Origin of the sequence: Antrihabitans spumae (assembly GCF_043944905.1) — a bacterium.
Classification (GTDB): domain Bacteria; phylum Actinomycetota; class Actinomycetes; order Mycobacteriales; family Mycobacteriaceae; genus Antrihabitans; species Antrihabitans spumae.
The window spans coordinates 1-20,204 of the sequence record NZ_JBIMSN010000161.1 but is presented as its reverse complement, the minus strand read 5'-3'; the positions used below and the strand labels follow the sequence as shown (position 1 = coordinate 20,204).

Below are 20,204 nucleotides of genomic sequence, written 5' to 3'. Positions count from 1 at the left end.
AAGATCGAAAACCCAATCCGAAACAGATCAAGCCGGCACGTCAGCCCGGAGAAAGATCTGGGCTAGTGACCGATCGAGTGGGGGTTGGTCAATTCGCCGGTTCTGGTTAATAACCACCGTATTGCGACTGTCGCTACTTGAAAACGTTGGCAGACTCCCGTCGTGTGCGCGCAGATGAATCGCTCATCTGGAGGCCGTCGGTGGCGAGCCCATGCCGATCGCCGATGCCTGGTGGTGTTCGGTAGTGCTGGGGACCGGCGCCATGGTCTACCTCGCTGATGTGGCTTGAAAAGCCATGCTGCCAAGATGTTCGCCCTGAATAAAGGTGGCGCTCTGCGTCGTTGGATATTCGACTGATTGCGATTGTGCCCGCAAAAGCGTTCCGGTACAAACGAACTCAACCGAGGCTATGGCGAAACTCGATCATTGGACCGGAGGCAACAGGGGGACTCGCCGAGCTCGTAGTAGTTGGCGTCAAGGGGGGATGCAAATGAATATTCAATCGGGGAACGATACTTCCTCTGAATCTGTAGTGCAGCAATGGATCCGCGACGGTGCCAAGGCGCCTGCGGTAAGTGTCCCTGTCGCGTCGCTATTACCGGCAGACTCCCCACGCATCAACGGATGCAAGGTGTCTCATGCCAAGGTACTGGCCGCCTGCGATGAGTTGTTGCCTCCAATTGTGGTCCACAGGGACACAATGAGGGTTGTCGATGGAATGCACCGGCTCAAAGCGGCATTGCTGAAGAACGCGGACACCATCGAAGTCCAGTTCTTCGACGGAAGTGTTTTCGAGGCATTCGTCTTGGCTGTCCGAGTAAATATGCAACACGGACTACCGTTGTCTACGTCAGATCGAAAAGCGGCTGCAGCGCGCATAATCGAGTCGCATCCGTATTGGTCTGATCGCCTGATTGGCGCCACAACAGGGCTGTCTCACAAGACAGTCGCGGTGGTTCGGCGACGTGCAAGTGGGGAGGACTCCCAGTTGAACGGGCGGCTGGGATTGGACGGTAAGGTCCATCCGCTCACCAACTCGGATGGACGACTCATAGCCGCAGAACTCCTACAGGGCGTCGGTAAAGATGCTTCGTTGCGGAAGATCGCGAGCGCCGCTGGAATATCGCCAGGAACGGTCCGCGACGTTCGAGAACGAATCAAGCGAGGCGACAATCCGGTTCCGGTTCGCACCAGCCGTAGTGCTGCCAGCCGCCGCCCGACGCTTGCGCCCGGTAGCAAAAAGGCTATGAGCGAAGATGCTGGGACACAGGGATTGACAAGCGATTACATCGCCACATCCAGCCGGGTAAACCACACCGCAGCCTTAAGTCGGCTACGCGGGGATCCTGCTCTGCGCTTCAACGAGAAGGGGCGAGCCCTGATCCGTTTGCTTACAACATCATTGACCGCAGCTGCCGAGTGTCGAACGTTAGTCGGCGACGTTCCAACCCATTGTCTAGGCACGGTTGTCGAGCTGGCCGAGGCGAATGCACGCCTCTGGCATGAGTTCGGACGGCAGATCCTGCAGCTGTCCGAAGAGCGGGATGAGGGTCAGATCGCACAAGCCTGAAGTTCGATGCCGATCTCGCCGGACTTCACCACCACTGCCCGACTCGACTCGGCTAAGGACATTCGGCTATGACATTCGACGAACTACCATCGCTTTCCCGCTTCAGCCCCTCCGCACTCGACATGGACCTTGGGAATCTGAGGACCAACGCCCCTGTTTCCCGTATCACTACCCGTGACGGCAGCGAAGCCTGGCTGGTCACACGGTACGACGACGTCAAGTTCGTCCTCGCTGATCCGCGATTCAGCGTATCGCTTATCCCGCTTGAGGATCGGGCCGGCCAGGGCCCCGAGCGGTCGCTGTTCCAGGACCCACCTGGCCATACACGCTTACGCCGACTCGTCGCGAAAGCCTTCGCCGAATCCAGAGTCGAGGCGATGCGGACGCGCGCCGAACAGGTTGCCGCGCAACTGGTTGAGGCGATGGCATCGAGTGTCCGTCCACGGGACATCGTCGAAGCAATCGCCTTTCCCTTGCCGATAACCATGATCTGCGACATCCTCGGAATACCAGAACCCGACCGCCAGGGTTTCCGGAGCCGATCCGATGTCCTGCTCGCAGGTACCGGCTCGGACCAACGCGAGGCCTTCACTGCGTGGATGGACCTCAACCGTTACGTTGCCCAGCTGATCGACATCAAGCGTAACGATCACGGAGAAGACCTGATCAGCATATGCATCGAGGCGCAACGGCACGGCGAAGACTTGAGCGATGAAGAGATGGTTACGATGATCGTCGGCTTACCCATCGCAGGTTATGTATCGACGGCCAACGCGATCGCAATCGCGACCATCGAGATCGTTGGGCGCGGCCAACTTGTGAGGCTCCGCGACAAGGGTGCGCGGCATCGCGCGGTCGAGGAGGTACTGCGCTACCAGTCCGGAATCAACGCGGAGTCCATGCCCCGAATGGCGATCGAGGACGTCAACATCGCGGGCACCCTTGTCAGAGCTGGTGACGTCGTCGTCGCGCCGCTGTGTTCAGCCAATCGCGACGAGACTGTATTCGACGACCCGGACAGGTTCGACCTCACGCGACATCGAAACCCACACGTAGCTTTCGGGCACGGGATTCACCGCTGCTTAGGTAAAGCCCTGGCTCGGATCGAGCTGGAAGTCGTCCTGTCGGAACTCGCGCTTCGCCTTCCGTCGCTACGATTGGTAAACCAGTCAGCGACCAGGCCGACGAAACTTAACCTGTTCGGCGACAACGTCCCATGCGAGGTCATGGTCGAGTGGTGACCCCTCAAGAGCAACCCCGTTGGATGCTCAGGGACGCATCACTGGCAAGTGAGCAGGTCCGCGCACCATCATGTCGTGTTTCCACTGGATCTGCCCCGCTGAGTTCAGCCGTAGGTCAGCGGCTTTGGCTGCTAGCACGTTGAGCGCCGCCGACATTTCGACCCGAGCCAACGGCGCACCCAAGCAAAAGTGAGGCCCGTTGCCGAAGCCAAGATGTGGATTCGGTCGGCGCCGCAAATCGAGCGAATGCCCGTTGCTGAAGTATTCTGGGTCGCGGTTGGCGATCACGCCTGCTGGTACGACGGCGTCGCCAGCGCGCAGCCGGACAGGGCCGATGGTGAGATCATCGCGGAGGTACCGCGGTGAGGAGCCGTTAGATTGCAGCGGAACGTATCGCATGAGCTCTTCCACTGCGGTTGTCACGAGCCCTGGTTCATTGACTAGCTGTTCAAAGTGTCGGCGGTCGTGCAACAGCAGATACAGGAAGTTTGGGAGCTGTGTCGCTGTGGTCTCGTAGCCAGCGACCAGTACCGCCATCGTAAGCATTACGATGTCGTTATCACTGATCTCGTCGTCGCGATCTGCGGCGATAGACATTCGGGAAATCAAATCATCGCGGGGATCTCGACGCCGCTCGGAGATCAGGCCAGCAATGTAGTCCCACATCTGCCCGGTTGCTTCCCAGCGTTCGTCTTCGGTCACTGCGCCGGTCGCCAACCCTGATTCAGCCCACTGACGGAAACGTATATGGTCCTCGAACGGGACACCGAGAAGCTCGCACACCATTCTCAGTGTGAACGGTAGCGCGAAGCCTTCGACGAAGTCGCAATCATCTGAGTCGAACAATGAATCCAGCAATTCTGCCGCGACGCATTCAGCAGTCCTCCGGAGGCGTTCCATGTTCCTCGCCCCGAAGGCGTTTCCCGCGACGGCCCGCAACCTCGTGTGCTGCGGCGGATCCATCGCAACGATCCCGCCACTGAAATACGTTGGGGTGACCCGCGGTGTGTCTCTGCGAAGTGTCTCGGCCCGGGAAAACCGTGGGTCGGTTAACGCTAGCTTTACGTCGTCGTAACGAGTGAGGAGCCATGCCCGTTCGCCGAAGGGCATCTCGATTCGGGCGACAGGTTCGTGTTCCTGCAGGTGAAGGTACTCCGGTTCCAAATTCAGGCCCGATTGCCGCGGGAAGGGAAACTGATAGACGACGCCCATGTGCATCCTTTCGTGCGTTGTTCGAGTCGAAGAGTGGTCGCCCGATCCGGCTTGCTGCTAACCGCGGTACAGGCGATTCGAGATAACCTCGGCGCTTGCGGCCTGCTCGGGAACCATCATCGGCCCGCGGGGCCTCATCTTCTCGCCGGCGCTGACCGGCCGAAGTTCAGTGCTGGACAGCACGTTCGTCACGATCGCGCGCATTTCGACGATCGCGAGGCTGGAGCCGATGCATCGGTGTCTGCCACCACCAAAGGGCAGAAACCGACCTCGATCGGGCGGATTCTCCAGGAAACGTTCGGGGCGAAATACGTCGGGGTCGGGGTAGGAATCTTCAGATGAATGCAACGTCGCCAACGACAGCGCGAACATCGTACCGGCGTCGAACCGGTATCCGCCAACGAGGTGCGGTTCCTGGAGAATCCGACCTACATCCATCGTCGGCGGACGAATGCGTAGCGTCTCGGAGATAGTCGCATCGAGGTATGTGGTGTCATCATTTGCGAGTTCACTATTCAAGCGGCGCAGGACATCAGGATGCTGCAGTACGCGTTCGAAGAACCATGAAGTGGCCACCGAAGTCGTTTCGTGCCCAACGGCCAGCAGTGTGATCGCGTTGTCTCTGATCTCCGCGTCGGACAGTGCGAGACCGTCTGCGCTGTCCTGCAATAGTAGTGAAAGCGCATCGGATCCTTGATAGTCGAGCGAACGGCGCCTCTGGCGGATCTCGGCATACAGAATCTCGTCCAGTTCGTTTCGTATCCGTACAAAGCCAGCCCACGGTCCGACCCCGAAGAACGAGCGTCGTAGGACGGGGAACAGGATCAGCAATGGATTCATCGACAAGAGCTGCGGCACAAGTCGCCGTAACCGATTGAGACGCGCCGGCTCACGGACACCGAACACAGCCTGGATCATCACCTCCATGGATATCGCTTGAATTCGAGGCAGCAGCGTTACGGTAGATCCGGGCCGCCACCGACTAACCTCGGCATCGATGATCGAACGGATCACATCCAGATAATTTTCCACGTTGGGGCCGTGAAAAATGGGTGTGAGATTTCGCCGCAATCGTTTGTGATCCTCGCCGTCGAGCATCAATAACGAGCGCGGTCCGACAACGAACTCGATCGCCCTATTGGCCTCGCCCGTGGCGAATTTCGGTGCATCAATTGTGAGGATGCGTCTGATTGCGTCCGGGTCACTGACGTAGACAACCTCACCGAACGGATACATGTTGGCAGAGAAGATCGGGCCATATCTTGTGCGTGCACGTTGTGCATATAGCCACGGATCCTTGGCCCATAGTGCGGTTTGTAATATCCCGGGAAGTCGTGATCCAGGAGGGCGAACCCGTTGTATCGTGTCGGACTGTTTCATTATTCAGCCGTCTGTGACGTCATGCGGAGCCAACGCCCAAGTGCGCGCAAAGCGAACGTGTGGGCGATGAGATCGTCTGTGTAACAGAGATCGTCGAAGTACAGGCCGACATTGCTCGGTGTCCATGTACCGACGTCGTCCTGCTGAGCGATCAACCACTCGACGCCACGTACTATCGCGGTGCCGTGGGGGTTCTCTCCCCATTTGAGGAGTGCAAACACTGCCCACGCAGTTTCTTCGACGGTCGGATGGGCCGGAGGGAGCACAGTGCGGGCGGGCCAGCCCCCTGCCGAGGATTGATTGCGTAACAGCCAATTTCGAGCCGCAAGGGCAGGTTCTGTATTGCTGAGTTTTAATGTTGCGTAGGTCTCCAAGAGCCGAGATGTGCCATGGACGCTGTCGCGAAACCACACAGAGTCGATTGATCCGTCGGACTTCTGGTGTCGTTTGAGATAGCCGAGAGCGCGAGCTATTGCAGAGCCTGGACCAGTGGGTTCGCCGAATCGATGCAGCGTCATCACGACATGGCAAGTGACACCAGCGCATGGCCGGTCATTCATGATCGCGGAATTGCGTACCCATTCAGACCACGACCCGTCACGGTTCTGGCGGGATCGAAGCCAGTGCAGGGCGAGCTGCGCTGACGGATGACCGCGCGATAGGTCGAAATCGGCAAGCACACCCAGAACTACGGCGGTGTCCTCTGTTTCGGGCCATCCTGACGGCAATGCCCAGGACCAGCCGCCAGCTTTGATATCGAAAGCTCCGAATGGCTTATTCCACTGAGCGCGAAGCAGCCAGTCCCTCGATTGTGAAGATGCTTCGTCGGTACGAAGATCTACCATCTCGGCGAGCGCCATGATCGAGTAGGCAGTAACTGATATCTCAAGGTCGCGATCGATTGCCCACGAGCCGTCGTGACGCTGTGTTTCCAACAGGTACTGCAGTGATGCCAGCTGGAGATCCTCACCGACGTCTACGCTGTTTAGCGCCAAATAAACGAAGCCCGCGATCATCGGGCACTCTTCGATCCCACCATTGGTTCCGGAGATCGTGCGGAGCCAGTTGAGCGCGCGTGGCTCAGCGATTTTCCCTAGTAGGCGTCGAAACGGGTTTCGGGGAAGTGTCCGGTGTTGCATGATTCCGAGCGCGAGAATGACGGGTAATGCAATGGAAACTTTGTTGCGAAGCAAGGCTGGCAAAAGCATGATCTCGACAGGTTGATCCGGTTGGGGTTCATCGCGCAGACCGACTATCGACCAAATGATCGGCGCGGCAGCCGGCCACGTTTTGGGAGTCTCGCCACGCAGGCCGGGGATGACATTCCATCCGTCGGACGCCTCGATGAACTGCCATGCCCTCTTGATGTGATCCGCGGATTGCTCTGCGTCTAGTTTGTGTAGTGCCGCAATCGCGAATGCAGTCATACCGGGACTACTGGGCGGAACCGAGTCGGCCATGCTCCAGCCGCCGTCGGCACGTTGGTTCTCTCTGAGCCATTTCACGGACCTGAGGATTCGGTCGTGGTGCAGTACAGGATCGGCTTGTGCGACAGAGAGCGCTCCGAGCGCAGTCGACACAGTCGAGGAAGAAAGTCGATCGACCCACGACCCATTTTCCCGCCGACGGTCCATAAGGTAGTCCTTGGCTTGCGAAGCACACTTCTCGACGCGGCGGTCCAGCTCGATTGACATACGCTTCCCTTCCGGGCAAGTAATGGATCAGGTCGTCGCCGTAGTTCTAGTCAGCGCGTTCGTGCGAGAGCAAGGTCGGCCCAGCGCTCAAGGCGCTTCTTTCCTAGCGAGTTCGACAAAGGCACTAGAGCGATCTTGGAATCGGAGACCAGGCGCTCGGCTAGTGCGTAGGCCTCCTGAAGACTTCCGCACTCTTCAAACATGCTTCGCAGCCGCGCGCTCAGGGATGCCTCGTCCAACTCGCCAGCGAGGAATCGGGCATGCAGTTGGTCCATGTCCTCGCGTCGGTTCCGTCGTGCCAGAATCGCCGGCAGCGTCGGTCGGCCGTTGCGAGCATCGCTTGCGATCGGCTTTCCGATTGCGTCAGCGTGCTCGGAGTAAGGGAGGAGATCATCGATGATCTGAAATGCCTGTCCCAACTTTCGGCCGTAGCGCGCTAGTGCGTCAACTTCGGTCGATGAACCGCCACCCAGGATCGCACCTACAGCGCACGCGCTACTGAAGAAGGCGGCCGTCTTTAATGACACCATGCGGCGATAGGCATCCAGGTCGAAGGTTTGCGTTTGTGTCAGGCGGTCTTCGAGCGCTTGGCCTTCGCACATGTCGATGCCGGCTTTTGCGACCACTCCTAGCGCCCACACGACGCGATCACTCGCTGCGCCGCGCGCAGCGCAGTCAGACAGGCCAGCGAACATGTCGAATATCAACGCATCGCCGGCAACGATGGCGTTGCCGATGCCGAATGCCGCATGTACCGCCGGACGCCCCCGACGGACTTCGTCGCCGTCGATGATGTCGTCGTGAGCAAGGCTTGCGACATGGCCGGACTCCGCACCTACAGCCGCCGGCATGACTGTAGCCAAGTCGCCGCCAACCGCCCTTGTTGCTTCCAGTAATAGCAACGGACGCAACAACTTACCGTCTGGCTGAAGCGCGTACTGACAAACAACGTCGAGCGCGCTCTGCTCTGGACTCACCCAGCGGTCGACCAGGTACTTCTTGAGGTCTTGTGCAGCGTCGTTGTCGACGTAATCAGGTGCCGATTCGTCGGCGGCTGCGTCAATTTCCTCTGCGTAAGGTCGGTGGCCTGACATTTCTCCCCCTATGGCTACGGCATCGATCCCGACAAGCAACTCAACGTGCCCCGTCGAGAGCTGAGGCCGCCGAGTCGCTGGAGTTCGCTAGGAAGCGATGTGCGTGACAGGAACGTACGTCCTTGCCAAACTTCACGCAATCGTGAATTGCGCACTGGCGGAGGGCTGTTCGAACAAGCTTTCAGGGTTGTGTTCAATTGGCAGAAACGTGTTGGCCTTAACGCGAGGCAGTTCGAGACGGTATGGTTCCGAGTCGCGGCCCTCAGCACCACACAGATGAATTAGTCCGGATTCGTTAACGAATCGGAGACGTATCCGCGCGCCCGCGAAAGGATTGCGTCGAGTCGCGACCTGGACCGTGCTTCGCATTGGGATGCAGGAGGCAATTATGGTCGAACCGCGAATGTACCCGTCCATTGCGACACCGTTGTATCCCTTCGCGCGGGAGGGGTATCTCGATCCCGCGCCGGGTCTCATCTCGAGTCGAAACGCGAGTGGTATCAGCAGAGTTCAGTTGAGAGAGGGGGGGGAAGCCTGGCTCGTCACCTCCTACCGGAAGGTCCGTGAGTTATTGATGTCGCCGCTGTTGGGCACGCAGTATCCAGCAGCCGCACCGTCTACGGACGACGCCAGCATCGCTTTGGGTTTCATGTTCTTGAAGGACCCGCCGGAACACACCAGACTAAGACGCGCGGTGTCGCGTACCTTCACTCCGGCAAAGGTCGAGAGGATCCGTTCGCGTGCTACAGAAGTCGCGCAGACGTTGATCGAGAGAATGATCTCGACCGGTCCACCAGCAGAGCTGATGGCCGACTTCGCGTATCCGTTGCCAATTTCGATCATTTCGGAACTGCTCGGCATACCAGAAACGGACCGGGCGCGCTTTCGTAGTTGGGCGGACATTGTGTTGGGAGCCGTGACGCGCGATCCGACAGAAATCGGGCTGGTATATGGCGATCTTGAGCAGTTCGTCGTCGACCTTGTCGATGCGAAACCTGACGGAGATGATCTCGTGAGCAGTCTTGTGATGAATGAGGGAGGCGTCGACGCACTGACTCGGCGCGAGATCTACTCGATGAGTTTGGGCCTTCTGATGGCCGGTTACGTAACGACGTCCCAGGCAATCGCGGCGGGAGTAGTCCGGCTCGTGCGGCGATCCCGGCTGCTGGAACGTATTGCGCAAGGCGAGGTTGCGGTTCCTGCATTGGTGGAAGAGCTACTGCGTTGCCAGGACGAGGAGCGCGGAATACAGCGAATTGCGCAAACCGACTTCGATGTCGATGGAATCGCGATTGGCAAGGGCGACATCATCATTCTTTCTCGTGCCGGAGCCAATCGCGATTCCGAGATCTTCACACGCCCGGACGACTTCATGCCTGATCGGGCGAATCCGGGTGATCACCTCACATTCGGACATGGGCCACACCGCTGCCTCGGCGCCCAGCTCGCTCGCATGGAGCTTGAGGTCTCGATTGCCGCCATTGCGGCCAAAATGCCCCGCCTGCGGCTGGCGGTCGCTGAGTCGGCGATCGCCTGGCACTGCGACGGAATGGATGTGATTACTCAGGAATTGCCGGTTACATGGTGACCGGTTTCGTGCGGCGCCTGAAGTACATCACCCGCCCGGAACGGCAACACTTCGCAACGATCGCAAACCCCGAGCCCACAGTTCAAGGTCGAAAAAGGCTGAGAAAAAACGGCATTGAGGGTCGGACGTTGCGAGTCCGCGCCATTGCTCACCTGGAAATGTGTCGCCCTGACACCGTGTTCTACGCGGGGCTGGTAGGGATAAGCGGCGCAGTCACCGGAGGCGATGCGTCGCCGACTCAGCTCGGCCTTGCGTGGCTTGTGCCCACCCTCGCCTGGATCGCCTCCTTGTATGGCGGTGATTATTTCGACCGCGATCTCGACGCACTGACGAAACCGCATCGGCCGATTCCGTCTGGAAGAGTCGGAGCACGGACCGCACGGACGGTCATGATCCTGCTGATCCTTACGGGGTTCGCACTCACGGTCGCGGTGAACCTGCGTGCGCTTCTACTCGCCGGTGCAGCGGCTGTGCTGGGGATTGGCTATGCACGAGTGTTCAAGGGCCGAGGACTGTCCGGCAACATTATTCGCGGGGCACCAACTGCGTTAGCCTTTTTGTTCGGCGCGATGGTGGTACAGCCGTTTCCTGCGCCCGAACTCGCGATCATGGCTGCTGCATTGTGGATTCACGATTCCGGATCGAACCTGCTTGGCGCACTCGGAGATCGAGATGGCGACCGCAGCGGCGGATACGCCACCTATCCGGTAGCCCGTGGCGACGACGCGGCGCTGACCGCGCTGGTTCGATTCTTCATCGCCTGGGTGACGCTCGTCGCGCTTGCGTCGGTCGTAATAGACAGCTACCGCGTCCCGTGTTTCTACCTGACGCTATTGGTTGCCGTCATCTTGGGAGCCGTGTCGTTGGTCATGGTCGTACGTGCACCTAAGCCGGTGCCACGGATGGTCTGCCTGCGCGCTCACGAGTTGATCGTGATCGAACGCTTGCTGCTTCCTTCAGCAGCGATTGTTGCCGCCGATAGGTTCTTTCTCTTCACTTTCGTGGTAGCGCCGTCCATCGGTGCAACCGTTCTGGCAGCATTCGTCATGCGTCGCAGTTACCGGCTGCCCAGCCCCATGGCCGCCTGAACGGTGTGAGAACTCAGGTGCTCGATCAAGGCCTTTGGCCCCCGGCGCAGTCGCCCGGACCATGACTTTGCGCCAGCGACCCGGTAGCCCGGATCGAACGGCAACTGCGCCAAGCATCTCGCAGAACCGTGATGTGATCCGGCGGCGGTATGAGCCGGGCCCTGCCTGGGGCGCTGAACCATGGCGACAGGTTCCCCGCCACACCGGCCGGGGCCGTGGTCGACGAATGTGCACTACGGGTGAAAACCGTAGCTGCGCTTGTAATTCGGTGCAGTCTGTAGTTTGTCGATGTGCGGGGCTATCAAGGTGGCGTCGATATCGATCACCAGGGGCGCGCGTGCCAGCTACGGATCATGCGCTTGGGCACGGCCGATGGAGGTGCGCTGGGTTTCCTGAGTCAGCGGAGCAGTCTGAATTTCTTCCATGCCTGCTCGATGACATCGAGCAGGCATGTCCGAGATCATTCGCTCCGCAGAGACCGAGGAGCGCCGACCCGAGCTCTCTGCACCACTGTATAGTGAAGTGTATGCACAATGTAGCAACTTCCGTATCTAGTGCAGCCCTCCTCGCCAAGGTTTGGCAGCTCTCGCTGTTGCTGGTCTCCGACATGGACCGAGGGCTCGCGCAGCGCGGCATTACGAAGGCGCGTGCCAATGTGCTGACGACTCTGCAAGCCGCTGGCCAAGCGCCGATGCAATCGTTTCTCGCCGATCAGTTGGGTGTGACGAGGCGGAATGTGACAGGGCTCCTGGATTCGCTCGAACGCGATGGATTCGTGCGACGAATCCCTCATGAATCCGATCGCCGTGCCATGACTGTCCATCTCACCGCGACCGGTGAAGCGTTTGCTCAATCCATGATGCGCGAGGCCGGGGAAATGGCCGAACACCTGTTTGCCAGTATCGACGAACTCGACCGTGCCGCATTCGCACTGATGCTCGATACGACTATCGAGCGATTCGGTCAGCTTACGCATCATATGCCGAACGGAGCGTGTCGATGAGCATCCTGCGCCGTATCGGCTCCTGGCTGCCCCTTGGGGTTGTCTTTATGCAGGCACTGTTTGTGTGGTCGGGGCTGTTGTCACTACGCGACGGCGTAATTATCGGATTGATTCTTGAGATCATGCTCTGGTCTGTGCTCGTGATACGGGCAAAGCCGGCAATCAGGAAGTTCCGTCGCGACCGTGCCGATGGAGTCGGCGGCTGGGTCGCAGCTGAGAGGGCGCTATCAGAGGTGGTCCCTGCGCGCGTCGCCCGGTGGATACTGCTTGAGGTGCGTCTCTGGATGTCGCTCGTATGGTGGATCTTTCGCCGCGAATCGCGGAGGCAACGCCCCAAAACCTTCGCCTACCACGCCGGTCGCAGGCCGATCATCATCGCGCTCGTGGCTTTCATCGCGTTCGATGTGGTCGTACTACATCTGGTGCTAATGCTGATCTTTGGGAATCGCCCGTGGATATGGCTGCTGGCCGCCGTTGACGTGTACGGAGTCGTGTGGATCATCGGAATCTACGCGTCAATGGTAACGATTCCCCACCGCATTCTCCGCGACAGCATCGAGCTGAACAACGGATTCAGAGACCAGCTTGTCGTGCCTATGACTGCAGTCAAGGTCGTTGCTCAACGCGTGAAGGACGACAGCGGAATCAAGCAGATGGCCATTCAGAGGGACGGTTCGGCACTTTTCAGCAGCGGCCCAGCCAACGTCGCCATTGAACTGGACGACTCAGCAAGCGTCATACGCCGAGGGGAGCCATTGGCGCAGGTGCCAAAGACTCTCTACGTCACCGTCGACACTCCTGAGGAATTCGTACAGTCGATACGCACCGATAGAAACGTTCGCAGATGACGGTATACCGCGTTTGATGTGACCAAGCAGAAAGAAGTTTTCAGTTTACTGACCCCCTTCCGCGCGGTACATGTATGCGCTTCGTTGTAGCTGAAATTCTAATTGCTCACCTTCGCCGGATACGCTTGTGAAGAACACCTCGTGCCCATCGCATCAGTGAAGGGAAGCGCGATGAATCGCAGTCACATCGCAATCGTCAGTATCCCGGCGAGTGGCCATTGCATTCCTATCCAAGGAATTATTGCTGAGCTGACCAGCCGAGGCCACCGTGTGACGTTCGCTTCAGGTCAAGGTCATGTCGAGGTTCCGGAATCGCTGGGAGCTGAGACCATCACATATCGAACGACATTGTCGTCACGGCGGACATATAACTCTGATACGCAGGAAGAGCTGGAGCACATGCCGTTGCTCTTCCTGAAGGAGACAATGTTGGTGCTGCCGCAGTTGGAGTTGGCACTATCGGCTTCGCCGCCGGACCTCGTCATCTTCGATGTAATGGCTTGGGCCGGGTGGATGCTAGCCGAAAAGTGGAAAATTCCGTCCGTTCAGAGTTGGCCGGTGTTCGCCTCGAACACCGAATTTTCCCTGGAGGAGAGCTATACAGTATTCGATCTCAGACACCCAGCGATGATCGAATTCGACCTTACGTTGAAGAAGTTTCTACAGGATGAAGGCTTCGCGTACATGACGAACACGCAATTCTTCAATTACACTGCAGATCGTCACATTGTTCTATTTCCTCGTTCTTTTCAATTCGAAGGACACACGTTCGACGAAAGGTTCTTCTTCGTCGGCCCATGTGGCCTTTCTACAGTGCGCGGGAGCGTGCGGCGCCCTTCTCAGAAGAAGACATCGGTTCTGATCTCATTGGGAACCGCGTACAACGCTCGGCTCGACTTCTTCAAGAAATGCATTGCCGCATTCGACTCCACCGAATGGGATGTAACGATGACCGTTGGGCATCGGATCAGCGTCGAGGACCTCGGAGTTGTTCCGCGCAACTTCCGTGTCGAGCCTTACATCCCTCACTCAGACATACTGGAGGATGTCGATGTGTTCGTCTGCCAGGCGGGAATGGGCGCCATGATGGAGGCACTCCGGAGGAAGATTCCGCTTGTATTGCTTCCCCAGTCCCCAGAACAAGTAGCGACCGCACAGCGTGCTGTCCAACTGGACCTGGGTGTCCGGCTGGCCGACGACTGCACTGCAGACGATATCGTCGAGGCAGTCAGACGAGCATTGGCCGACGACGTGATCGATGCGAGCGTGGCGAACTTCAGCGCCGAGATCGAGAATGCAGGCGGAGCGAAACGGGCCGCAGACGTGATCGAGCGGTTCCTCGCCGAGACGCTGCCTATATCACCGCGTGACGCTCCGGTTCAGCGATCGGTGACCGATCGTGCCTGACTTTCACCGGCTCGGCGACATAGTACGCAGCGATCTCATGGTTCTCGATGTTGTCGATGAAACCCGTTGGTGCCTGGAAGATGTAGGTAGTTGGACAAGGCCGCGGTGGCGTCGGATCACCTGAGGCGAGATTGTCGAGGACCACTTCAATATCGTATGAAAGCGCAATCTCGATGCTGCGATAGCTGGGCTTGTCCGCGTTTTCCACCAGCGACCAGCCTGAAGGGATAGTTGACACCGACGGCGCGTATACCGGGCGCGACCATTCCTCGAACCGGTAGAGATCATCGACGAAGTCGCGCCATTGCACCGGAAAACGCGGTGCGGCAATGGTTGTCCACCACTCACCGAAGGAGGCTCTCAGTTCAGCAGAGGCGTATATGTCCCGCAGGGCGCGCGTGGCCGCATGGAAGTCAGCGATCGCCGGCAGCCCGTCGACCAACTGTGCTGCGGCCGGAGTGCTCGACGCGTCGAACCACGATCGCACGCTCTCTATCACCCCGGACTGGGTCATTCCCGCGATCATGCGCAGCGGCCGCCAGACGTGGCGGAAGAACTGGTGTTCGCTAAGGATGCGTGCCCACAGCATGAATCGCTGCATACGTAGATGCTCTGTCAGAGACGCACTCTTGTTGGCAAGAACGTACTCGAAATCGTCGGCGTCGCCTCGAACAGTGACGAACCCGTGCCGCTCCCTCTCCTGTGAGTAGGTCGTGTTCGGCAGAATCATCAACGGATAGATCGCGATGCGCGAGACCTTCTCGGCGAGGCGGTCGTACCCGCTCAGAAATGAGCTAACTGTCTCACCGGGTGCACCCCATATTAGCTCTGCGTAGCAATCGAGCCCTTCGTCGGAGAGCCAGTTGACCAGCGGCTCCCATTGGTTGACCTTCATGTTTCTCCGCTGCATCTCTGTCAGCGCGTCGTCAGCCAGAGTCTGAAGAGAAAGTGTGAACGAGCTCTTGAGTCCGTGCTCCTTGAGCATTGTCACGATGCGATGAAAGCGGGCCGATTTGTTCTTCGCCCAGCTTGTCTCTACGCCGCGCGGGTACCCGTAACGCCGAAACGTATCGATCAGATCTTCAACGAACGTCTCGTCTGACTCCAACATCCCGAAGTTGGCATCACAAAGACAAACGGTGGGAACCTGGTAGAAGCCGAACATGTCGAGTTCTTCTCTTAGCCGCTCGCGTGAGAATGCTCTGACTTTCTGACCGACTGCGCCACCCCAATAGCAGAAAGCACACCGATACGGACATCCTCGGTTGGTCTCCATCAGTGCAACGTCGTACCGGAATTCGCCTTTCGCGTTGACCATGGGTATGGCGCCGGAAAGAAAAGGTGAAGGTACGACATCGAGATCCGTTAAGCGCTCTTGCTCGCGGGTCGTCAGTATCTTCGAGCCGTTCCGAACCGACAGTCCGGGAATGGAAGATAGATCCGGAGCTCGGCCGCTGCGCAGAACCTCGGCAACGATGTTCCGGAACGTAATCTCTCCTTCGCCGTTAACAACTACATCAACATAGGAATGGAGGGTGAACACCCGTTCCGCTTGATTAGCGACATGGTTTCCACCAAAAACGACCAGGCCGTCGGGATTTAGCTGTTTGAATGTCTCGGCCAGTGCGCCGAACTGATAGATGTTCCACCCGAGTACGGAAAACCCAATTACATCGGGAAGATTTTCGCTGAAGATCGCACGTGCCATGTCTGCCAGGCGCGCGCCGCCTTGAAAGTTTTGCAGCGTGACATCGATCTCGTCTGCGATGTCTGCATCGTTCTCTAGAACTGCCTTCATGTAGCCGATTGCAAGCGGAATCGACTCCATGGAATTGTCCCATGACGCTTGTTGCACCAGGACTATACGTTTCTTCATGGATTGCCCCCTGAAAGGTAACTGACGGATTTCCGCAACGAACCGTTCTCGGCTCAATGTGACGCGTCGGGTCCGGTAGCGAGGTCTCCGTTTGTCGGCTCAATTGAAATCGTGCAGCGGTTGACTGTCAACGTCGCTCGTTTCACGATATTGTCCCTCTCTCTGCTCCGGTGCGAAGCGCCTGGAAGGTGTCGACGGACTCGCAGAGGTCGCGCAGAATTTTGGACAATGGCAATCACAGATCGCTCGACTGCTTTATCCTTGTCGCCGGAAAGCGAGGGATTCGTCCGAAATGTCAGGCAAAGAAGTTTCCAACCAGGCGAGGATGTGTGCAAAATGAACGAAGTAGAGTTCTACATCGGCGAAAAAATAGTTGAAAAGTACGACTCCGATACCATGCGCCCACAGGTCTTTCACCTCGCGGGACTAGATTGGGATCTTGTCGAGGACGTTTTTCCGCCCTATTACGCTCCCGGTGCGGACGTGTTCTCGGAGTGGCTCCCGTTCTCTGAGTTCTCAAGCTTCTTCGAGATGGGTTGCGGTGTCGGTATCGTCGCGGTCAAAGCGGCCCTAGCTGGTTGTCCTAGGGTGTACGCGGTCGACATCACCCCAGCTGCAGTGGCCAATACGAAGCTGAACGTTGAGCGCCACGACGTAACAACGCAGGTCTCGGTCAAGCAAAGCGATCTGTTCGCGGCGATCGACCAGTCAGAGAAGTTCGGCGCGATCTTCTGGAACATGCCCTTCTTGGATTGCCCGGACGACACCCCGGCCAAGTCTGGGATACATCGCGCGCTCTTCGATCCCGGTTATGCGCTGCTGAAGAGATTTCTCTACGAGGCGGTCGAGCATCTCGATAACGACGGTCGGATCTTCATCAGCTTCAGCGATGCGCTCGGGACCCGGCCCACACTCGATGCCGCAGCGGAAGTGGCCGGACTGGTTGCAAGGACCTATCGGAGCCTCGATATCGCCGCGCCTCCAGAAGCGCTGGCAGACAGGTTCGCCGAGAACGAAGACCAAGACAGTGGCGCCGATGCAATGACACGATCGTTCGATCTGCAACTGATCGAGCTCTTGCGACGCTGACAGCGACGAATCCAAGGCGAGCGAGAAGATGACGACGTCGCCGCCTACGGCGGTATTCATCGGCGTCGGATCATGGGGCCGCAACGTGATCCGCGCGTTCGGAAGGTGCGGAGTGCAGCCGGCTGGATTCTTGGTCGCTGGATCTGGTTCCACGCGGAGCTGGCTGTCTCAACACTTCCCGGGCGCACCAGTAGCGAGTGACCTCTACGATCTGCTTAGCCTGCCTGCGTCGATGGCAGTTGTGACAAGTCCCAGAGACACGCACGCGACATATGCCGCTGCCGCGCTCACCGCAAACATGCATGTGTGGGTGGAGAAGCCTCCAGCGACAACTGCATTCGCCGCGGGCGCTTTGGCTGGACTGGCTGCTGAACGTCGACGGTACCTGCACACAGCGTTCACATATCTGTTCCATCCGGCGTTCGATCAGCTCATCACACAGCTACGTCAAGACGATCTGGCTGTTGTGAGATTCGACTGGCGACGGCCCAATGCTCCGACCCCAGTTGCGTGGGAACTGCTGCCGCACGAACTAGCACTGGCAATCCGCCTCACAGGTTGGATCCCGAGCGACGTCGTAATCGAGGGCGACTCAACTTGCCTACGGTGTCACTGGCAGGTCGACGGTGGACCGACAGTCGAAGTTGAGATCGATGGATGCACTGGGCCAAAAGAGAAGCGGCTGCAGGTGCAAACCCGTGACGGCACCACCTGGAGTTGGACGGACAACACCTTGTACCGTCCGCACCGCAATGGTCCGGTGCGACAGGACTTTTCCCGAACAGATCCACTTTGGAAGGAAGCACAATGCTTTGTAACGAACGGGATCGAAGGACGTTGGTCCGCCCATGAGTCGCGCATGGCGGTCGCCATCGTCGATCTCATCGAGCGGGCGTTGGCCGCAACGAAAAGCCGCACCGGCGCACCCGGAGTCACCCCGGACTAGCCGGGGTTCAGTATGCGTAGTGGGCGCAGGATTGTTCGGAATTACCTCCGCTCTGCTGCTCTCTCGGGACGGCTGGAATGTTCGTCTCGTAGAACAGCGTCCCTCTATCATGTCGGGAGCCTCGGGCAACAACATCTTCCGGCTGCATCGTGGCTATCACTACCCAAGAAGCATTGAGACAGCAGTAGCCTCGCAAGAGAGCGAGATCCAATTCGTCGGAGAGTACGGCGACGCCGTCATCTACTCCTCGGAGCATCTCTACGCCATCAGCAAATCCGATAGTCTCACCAGCGCCGAGGATTTCCTGGCGCACTGCCGCACTATTAGTCTTCCGTTTACGAAGGTTGAGAATCCGATCTTTCGGAGGGGTTCGGTCGACCTCGTCGTACGGGCAGAAGAAGCGAGAATCGACCCTCGCGCCCTGATTACGATTTGCAAACAGAAGCTTCGAGAATCTGAGGTCGACGTTCGCTGCGGAACGGGTGTAACCCCTGAATTAGCAACGCAATTCGACTTCCTGGTTCTGGCAAACAACTCGGGCATAAACGACACTGCGTCGGCGCTGGATCTTCCGGTGCCAGTTCGGCAGTACGAACTGTGTGAAGTTGCTGTGGTCGATCGAGTGCCGGTCGGCGATCGCGACATCGTCGTCATGGACGGAGGATTCATCTCGCTCTCGCCATTCGGGCGGGCGCCAGGCAAGTACTTGCTCTACGACGTAGTTAACAGTGTGCAGAGCACTCAAGTGTCTGCGATATGTCAGCTGCACCCCGAGCACGCGTATCGCGACCAATGGGAAGAATCGATCCCGTCGTCCTTCGATGCGATGAAAGCGAACGCTTGCCAGTTCCTCGAAGGCTTCGAGAATGTCAGAAGGTGCCGTTCGCTCTGGAGTATTCGAACCGTTCTACCTAACGTCGATGCCACAGACGAGCGGCCGACGACCGTCGAATGGCTGGCACCTACCGTGCTATCTGTGTTTTCCGGGAAACTGGGAACGTCAGTGGTTGCTGGACGGAAAGTGGTCGAGGAGCTCCAAAACAGTTGACACACAATTGGAACGGCTCCGAATCACCGCCTGGCGCTATGACGGCGCGCGGGCCGATCAACGCACCCAGCCACTCCCAACAATTCGCGCGTCTTGGGCGTACCAGTCGATCGTCGACCGAATACCGCGATCTGATCTGACACGTGGCGACCACCCAAGCACTTGCTGCGCCGTCGAGATGTCGGGGCACCTGAGGTCAGGATCGTCGACAGGACGATCGACAAACACGATCTCGGAATTCGATCCGCTCAACGCGATCACTTGTTCGGCGATCTGCAGTACCGTCTGCTCCTCGGGATTGCCCAGGTTAACCGGTCCGCTATGGCGGGACTCGGCCATAGCCAGCAAGCCATCGACGAGGTCGTCGACATAGCAAAGTGACCGCGTTTGTGCCCCATTGCCCGTGACCGATAGAGGCTTTCCGGTCAGTGCCTGCCGAATGAATGTAGGTACTGCTCTTCCATCGTATACCCGCATCCTCGGGCCATAAGTATTGAACACGCGAACGATCCCCGAATTCACACCTTCCTGCTCCGAGAATGCGCACACCATGGCCTCGCCGAAGCGTTTTGCTTCGTCGTAGACTGACCGCGGACCGATCGGATTGACATGACCCCAGTACCACTCGGGCTGTGGATGTATTTGTGGATTCCCGTAGACCTCAGAGGTTGATGTAAAGACAAGCCTGGCATCGGTGTGCAGCGCCAGTTGCAGTGCGTTGTAGGTCCCGAGGCTACCTGCCTGCAGTGTTTGCACAGGAAGCCGCAAGTAGTCGGACGGTGACGCCGGCGACGCAAGGTGGAAAACGACATCTACCGCTGAACGTATTTGGATGGGCTCCAGCACGTCGTGATACTGAAACCGAAAGTTGTTGCAAGTGGATAGATGTGCAATATTCTCCGGCGCTCCTGTAGCGAGATTATCCAGACAAAGCACGTCTGTTCCTTCGCAGACGAGCCGTTCACACAAATGTGAACCCACGAATCCTGCGCCGCCGGTGACCACAACACGCTCGAAATGCTCTGCTGCGCTGACTGTCACCACTGCTCCTTAAAGTCGCACACTAGCCCAGATCTTTCTCCGGGCTGACGTGCCGGCTTGATCTGTTTCGGATTGGGTT

16 protein-coding genes are annotated in these 20,204 nt (G+C 58.3%); 10 read left to right on the top strand and 6 right to left on the bottom strand.

The features are described 5' to 3' along the window. Positions 1-490: 490 nt before the first annotated feature. Together ACHIRB_RS30195 and ACHIRB_RS30190 are read left to right on the top strand one after the other, a co-directional pair. Positions 491-1,570, top strand: coding sequence for a ParB/RepB/Spo0J family partition protein (locus tag ACHIRB_RS30195; protein WP_395126308.1), 1,080 nt, complete (start codon positions 491-493; stop codon positions 1,568-1,570). A gap of 68 nt (positions 1,571-1,638) precedes the next feature. After that, complete coding sequence (locus ACHIRB_RS30190; protein ID WP_395126307.1) at positions 1,639-2,811, top strand: cytochrome P450; 1,173 nt, start codon at positions 1,639-1,641, stop codon at positions 2,809-2,811. Between the two features lie 27 nt (positions 2,812-2,838). Here ACHIRB_RS30190 and ACHIRB_RS30185 read toward each other — a convergent pair whose 3' ends face one another. From ACHIRB_RS30185 to ACHIRB_RS30170, 4 genes are read right to left on the bottom strand one after another with little or no spacing between them, the layout of a single operon-like run. Next, positions 2,839-4,023: a cytochrome P450 gene (locus ACHIRB_RS30185; RefSeq protein WP_395126306.1), complete on the bottom strand. Its 1,185-nt coding sequence runs from the start codon at positions 4,021-4,023 to the stop codon at positions 2,839-2,841. A 57-nt stretch (positions 4,024-4,080) separates the two neighbouring features. After that, positions 4,081-5,403, bottom strand: coding sequence for a cytochrome P450 (locus ACHIRB_RS30180; RefSeq protein ID WP_395126305.1), 1,323 nt, complete (start codon positions 5,401-5,403; stop codon positions 4,081-4,083). Continuing rightward, complete coding sequence (locus tag ACHIRB_RS30175; RefSeq protein ID WP_395126304.1) at positions 5,403-7,097, bottom strand: prenyltransferase/squalene oxidase repeat-containing protein; 1,695 nt, start codon at positions 7,095-7,097, stop codon at positions 5,403-5,405. The genes ACHIRB_RS30180 and ACHIRB_RS30175 overlap by 1 nt, the downstream gene beginning before the upstream one ends. 50 nt (positions 7,098-7,147) lie before the next feature. Beyond that, entirely contained in the window at positions 7,148-8,230 is a 1,083-nt protein-coding gene (locus ACHIRB_RS30170) for a polyprenyl synthetase family protein (RefSeq protein ID WP_395126303.1), read from the bottom strand. A gap of 349 nt (positions 8,231-8,579) precedes the next feature. Between ACHIRB_RS30170 and ACHIRB_RS30165 the strand changes: the two genes are divergently transcribed. The 5 genes from ACHIRB_RS30165 (at position 8,580) to ACHIRB_RS30145 (ending at position 14,125) form a co-directional block, all read left to right on the top strand. Then, positions 8,580-9,779: a cytochrome P450 gene (locus ACHIRB_RS30165; protein ID WP_395126302.1), complete on the top strand. Its 1,200-nt coding sequence runs from the start codon at positions 8,580-8,582 to the stop codon at positions 9,777-9,779. A 176-nt stretch (positions 9,780-9,955) separates the two neighbouring features. Then, on the top strand, positions 9,956-10,867 hold the full coding sequence (locus ACHIRB_RS30160; RefSeq protein ID WP_395127826.1) for a UbiA family prenyltransferase: 912 nt from the start codon (positions 9,956-9,958) through the stop codon (positions 10,865-10,867). 526 nt (positions 10,868-11,393) lie between these two features. Then, complete coding sequence (locus ACHIRB_RS30155; RefSeq protein ID WP_395126299.1) at positions 11,394-11,870, top strand: MarR family winged helix-turn-helix transcriptional regulator; 477 nt, start codon at positions 11,394-11,396, stop codon at positions 11,868-11,870. After that, positions 11,867-12,718, top strand: a complete 852-nt coding sequence (locus ACHIRB_RS30150; protein ID WP_395126298.1) for a hypothetical protein — start codon at positions 11,867-11,869, stop codon at positions 12,716-12,718. The genes ACHIRB_RS30155 and ACHIRB_RS30150 overlap by 4 nt, the downstream gene beginning before the upstream one ends. A 171-nt stretch (positions 12,719-12,889) precedes the next feature. Next, entirely contained in the window at positions 12,890-14,125 is a 1,236-nt protein-coding gene (locus ACHIRB_RS30145) for a macrolide family glycosyltransferase (protein WP_395126296.1), read from the top strand. Here the strand turns inward: ACHIRB_RS30145 and ACHIRB_RS30140 are convergent. After that, complete coding sequence (locus ACHIRB_RS30140; RefSeq protein ID WP_395126295.1) at positions 14,073-16,001, bottom strand: KedN5 family methylcobalamin-dependent radical SAM C-methyltransferase; 1,929 nt, start codon at positions 15,999-16,001, stop codon at positions 14,073-14,075. The genes ACHIRB_RS30145 and ACHIRB_RS30140 overlap by 53 nt on opposite strands. A gap of 336 nt (positions 16,002-16,337) precedes the next feature. Between ACHIRB_RS30140 and ACHIRB_RS30135 the strand changes: the two genes are divergently transcribed. Genes ACHIRB_RS30135 through ACHIRB_RS30125 form a run of 3 tightly spaced genes read left to right on the top strand, consistent with a single transcriptional unit; the run spans position 16,338 to position 19,084 of the window. Continuing rightward, positions 16,338-17,090, top strand: coding sequence for a methyltransferase (locus ACHIRB_RS30135; protein ID WP_395126294.1), 753 nt, complete (start codon positions 16,338-16,340; stop codon positions 17,088-17,090). A gap of 28 nt (positions 17,091-17,118) precedes the next feature. Then, positions 17,119-18,036 (top strand): Gfo/Idh/MocA family oxidoreductase, encoded by a 918-nt coding sequence (locus ACHIRB_RS30130; protein WP_395126293.1) that lies wholly within the window; start codon positions 17,119-17,121, stop codon positions 18,034-18,036. A 19-nt stretch (positions 18,037-18,055) separates the two neighbouring features. Continuing rightward, positions 18,056-19,084, top strand: a complete 1,029-nt coding sequence (locus tag ACHIRB_RS30125; protein ID WP_395126292.1) for an FAD-dependent oxidoreductase — start codon at positions 18,056-18,058, stop codon at positions 19,082-19,084. A 57-nt stretch (positions 19,085-19,141) separates the two neighbouring features. On the opposite strand, the gene ACHIRB_RS30120 is transcribed toward ACHIRB_RS30125, so the two are convergent. Further along, positions 19,142-20,125 (bottom strand): NAD-dependent epimerase/dehydratase family protein, encoded by a 984-nt coding sequence (locus tag ACHIRB_RS30120; protein WP_395127824.1) that lies wholly within the window; start codon positions 20,123-20,125, stop codon positions 19,142-19,144. Positions 20,126-20,204 lie beyond the last annotated feature (79 nt).

Bases quoted from the DNA above. Each gene is read 5' to 3' on its own strand.
- ACHIRB_RS30195 (WP_395126308.1), top strand. From the start codon at position 491: ATGAATATTCAATCGGGGAACGATACTTCCTCTGAATCTGTAGTGCAG.
- ACHIRB_RS30190 (WP_395126307.1), top strand. From the start codon at position 1,639: ATGACATTCGACGAACTACCATCGCTTTCCCGCTTCAGCCCCTCCGCA.
- ACHIRB_RS30185 (WP_395126306.1), bottom strand. From the start codon at position 4,023: ATGGGCGTCGTCTATCAGTTTCCCTTCCCGCGGCAATCGGGCCTGAAT.
- ACHIRB_RS30180 (WP_395126305.1), bottom strand. From the start codon at position 5,403: ATGAAACAGTCCGACACGATACAACGGGTTCGCCCTCCTGGATCACGA.
- ACHIRB_RS30175 (WP_395126304.1), bottom strand. From the start codon at position 7,097: ATGTCAATCGAGCTGGACCGCCGCGTCGAGAAGTGTGCTTCGCAAGCC.
- ACHIRB_RS30165 (WP_395126302.1), top strand. From the start codon at position 8,580: ATGGTCGAACCGCGAATGTACCCGTCCATTGCGACACCGTTGTATCCC.
- ACHIRB_RS30155 (WP_395126299.1), top strand. From the start codon at position 11,394: ATGCACAATGTAGCAACTTCCGTATCTAGTGCAGCCCTCCTCGCCAAG.
- ACHIRB_RS30150 (WP_395126298.1), top strand. From the start codon at position 11,867: ATGAGCATCCTGCGCCGTATCGGCTCCTGGCTGCCCCTTGGGGTTGTC.
- ACHIRB_RS30145 (WP_395126296.1), top strand. From the start codon at position 12,890: ATGAATCGCAGTCACATCGCAATCGTCAGTATCCCGGCGAGTGGCCAT.
- ACHIRB_RS30140 (WP_395126295.1), bottom strand. From the start codon at position 16,001: ATGAAGAAACGTATAGTCCTGGTGCAACAAGCGTCATGGGACAATTCC.
- ACHIRB_RS30135 (WP_395126294.1), top strand. From the start codon at position 16,338: ATGAACGAAGTAGAGTTCTACATCGGCGAAAAAATAGTTGAAAAGTAC.
- ACHIRB_RS30130 (WP_395126293.1), top strand. From the start codon at position 17,119: ATGACGACGTCGCCGCCTACGGCGGTATTCATCGGCGTCGGATCATGG.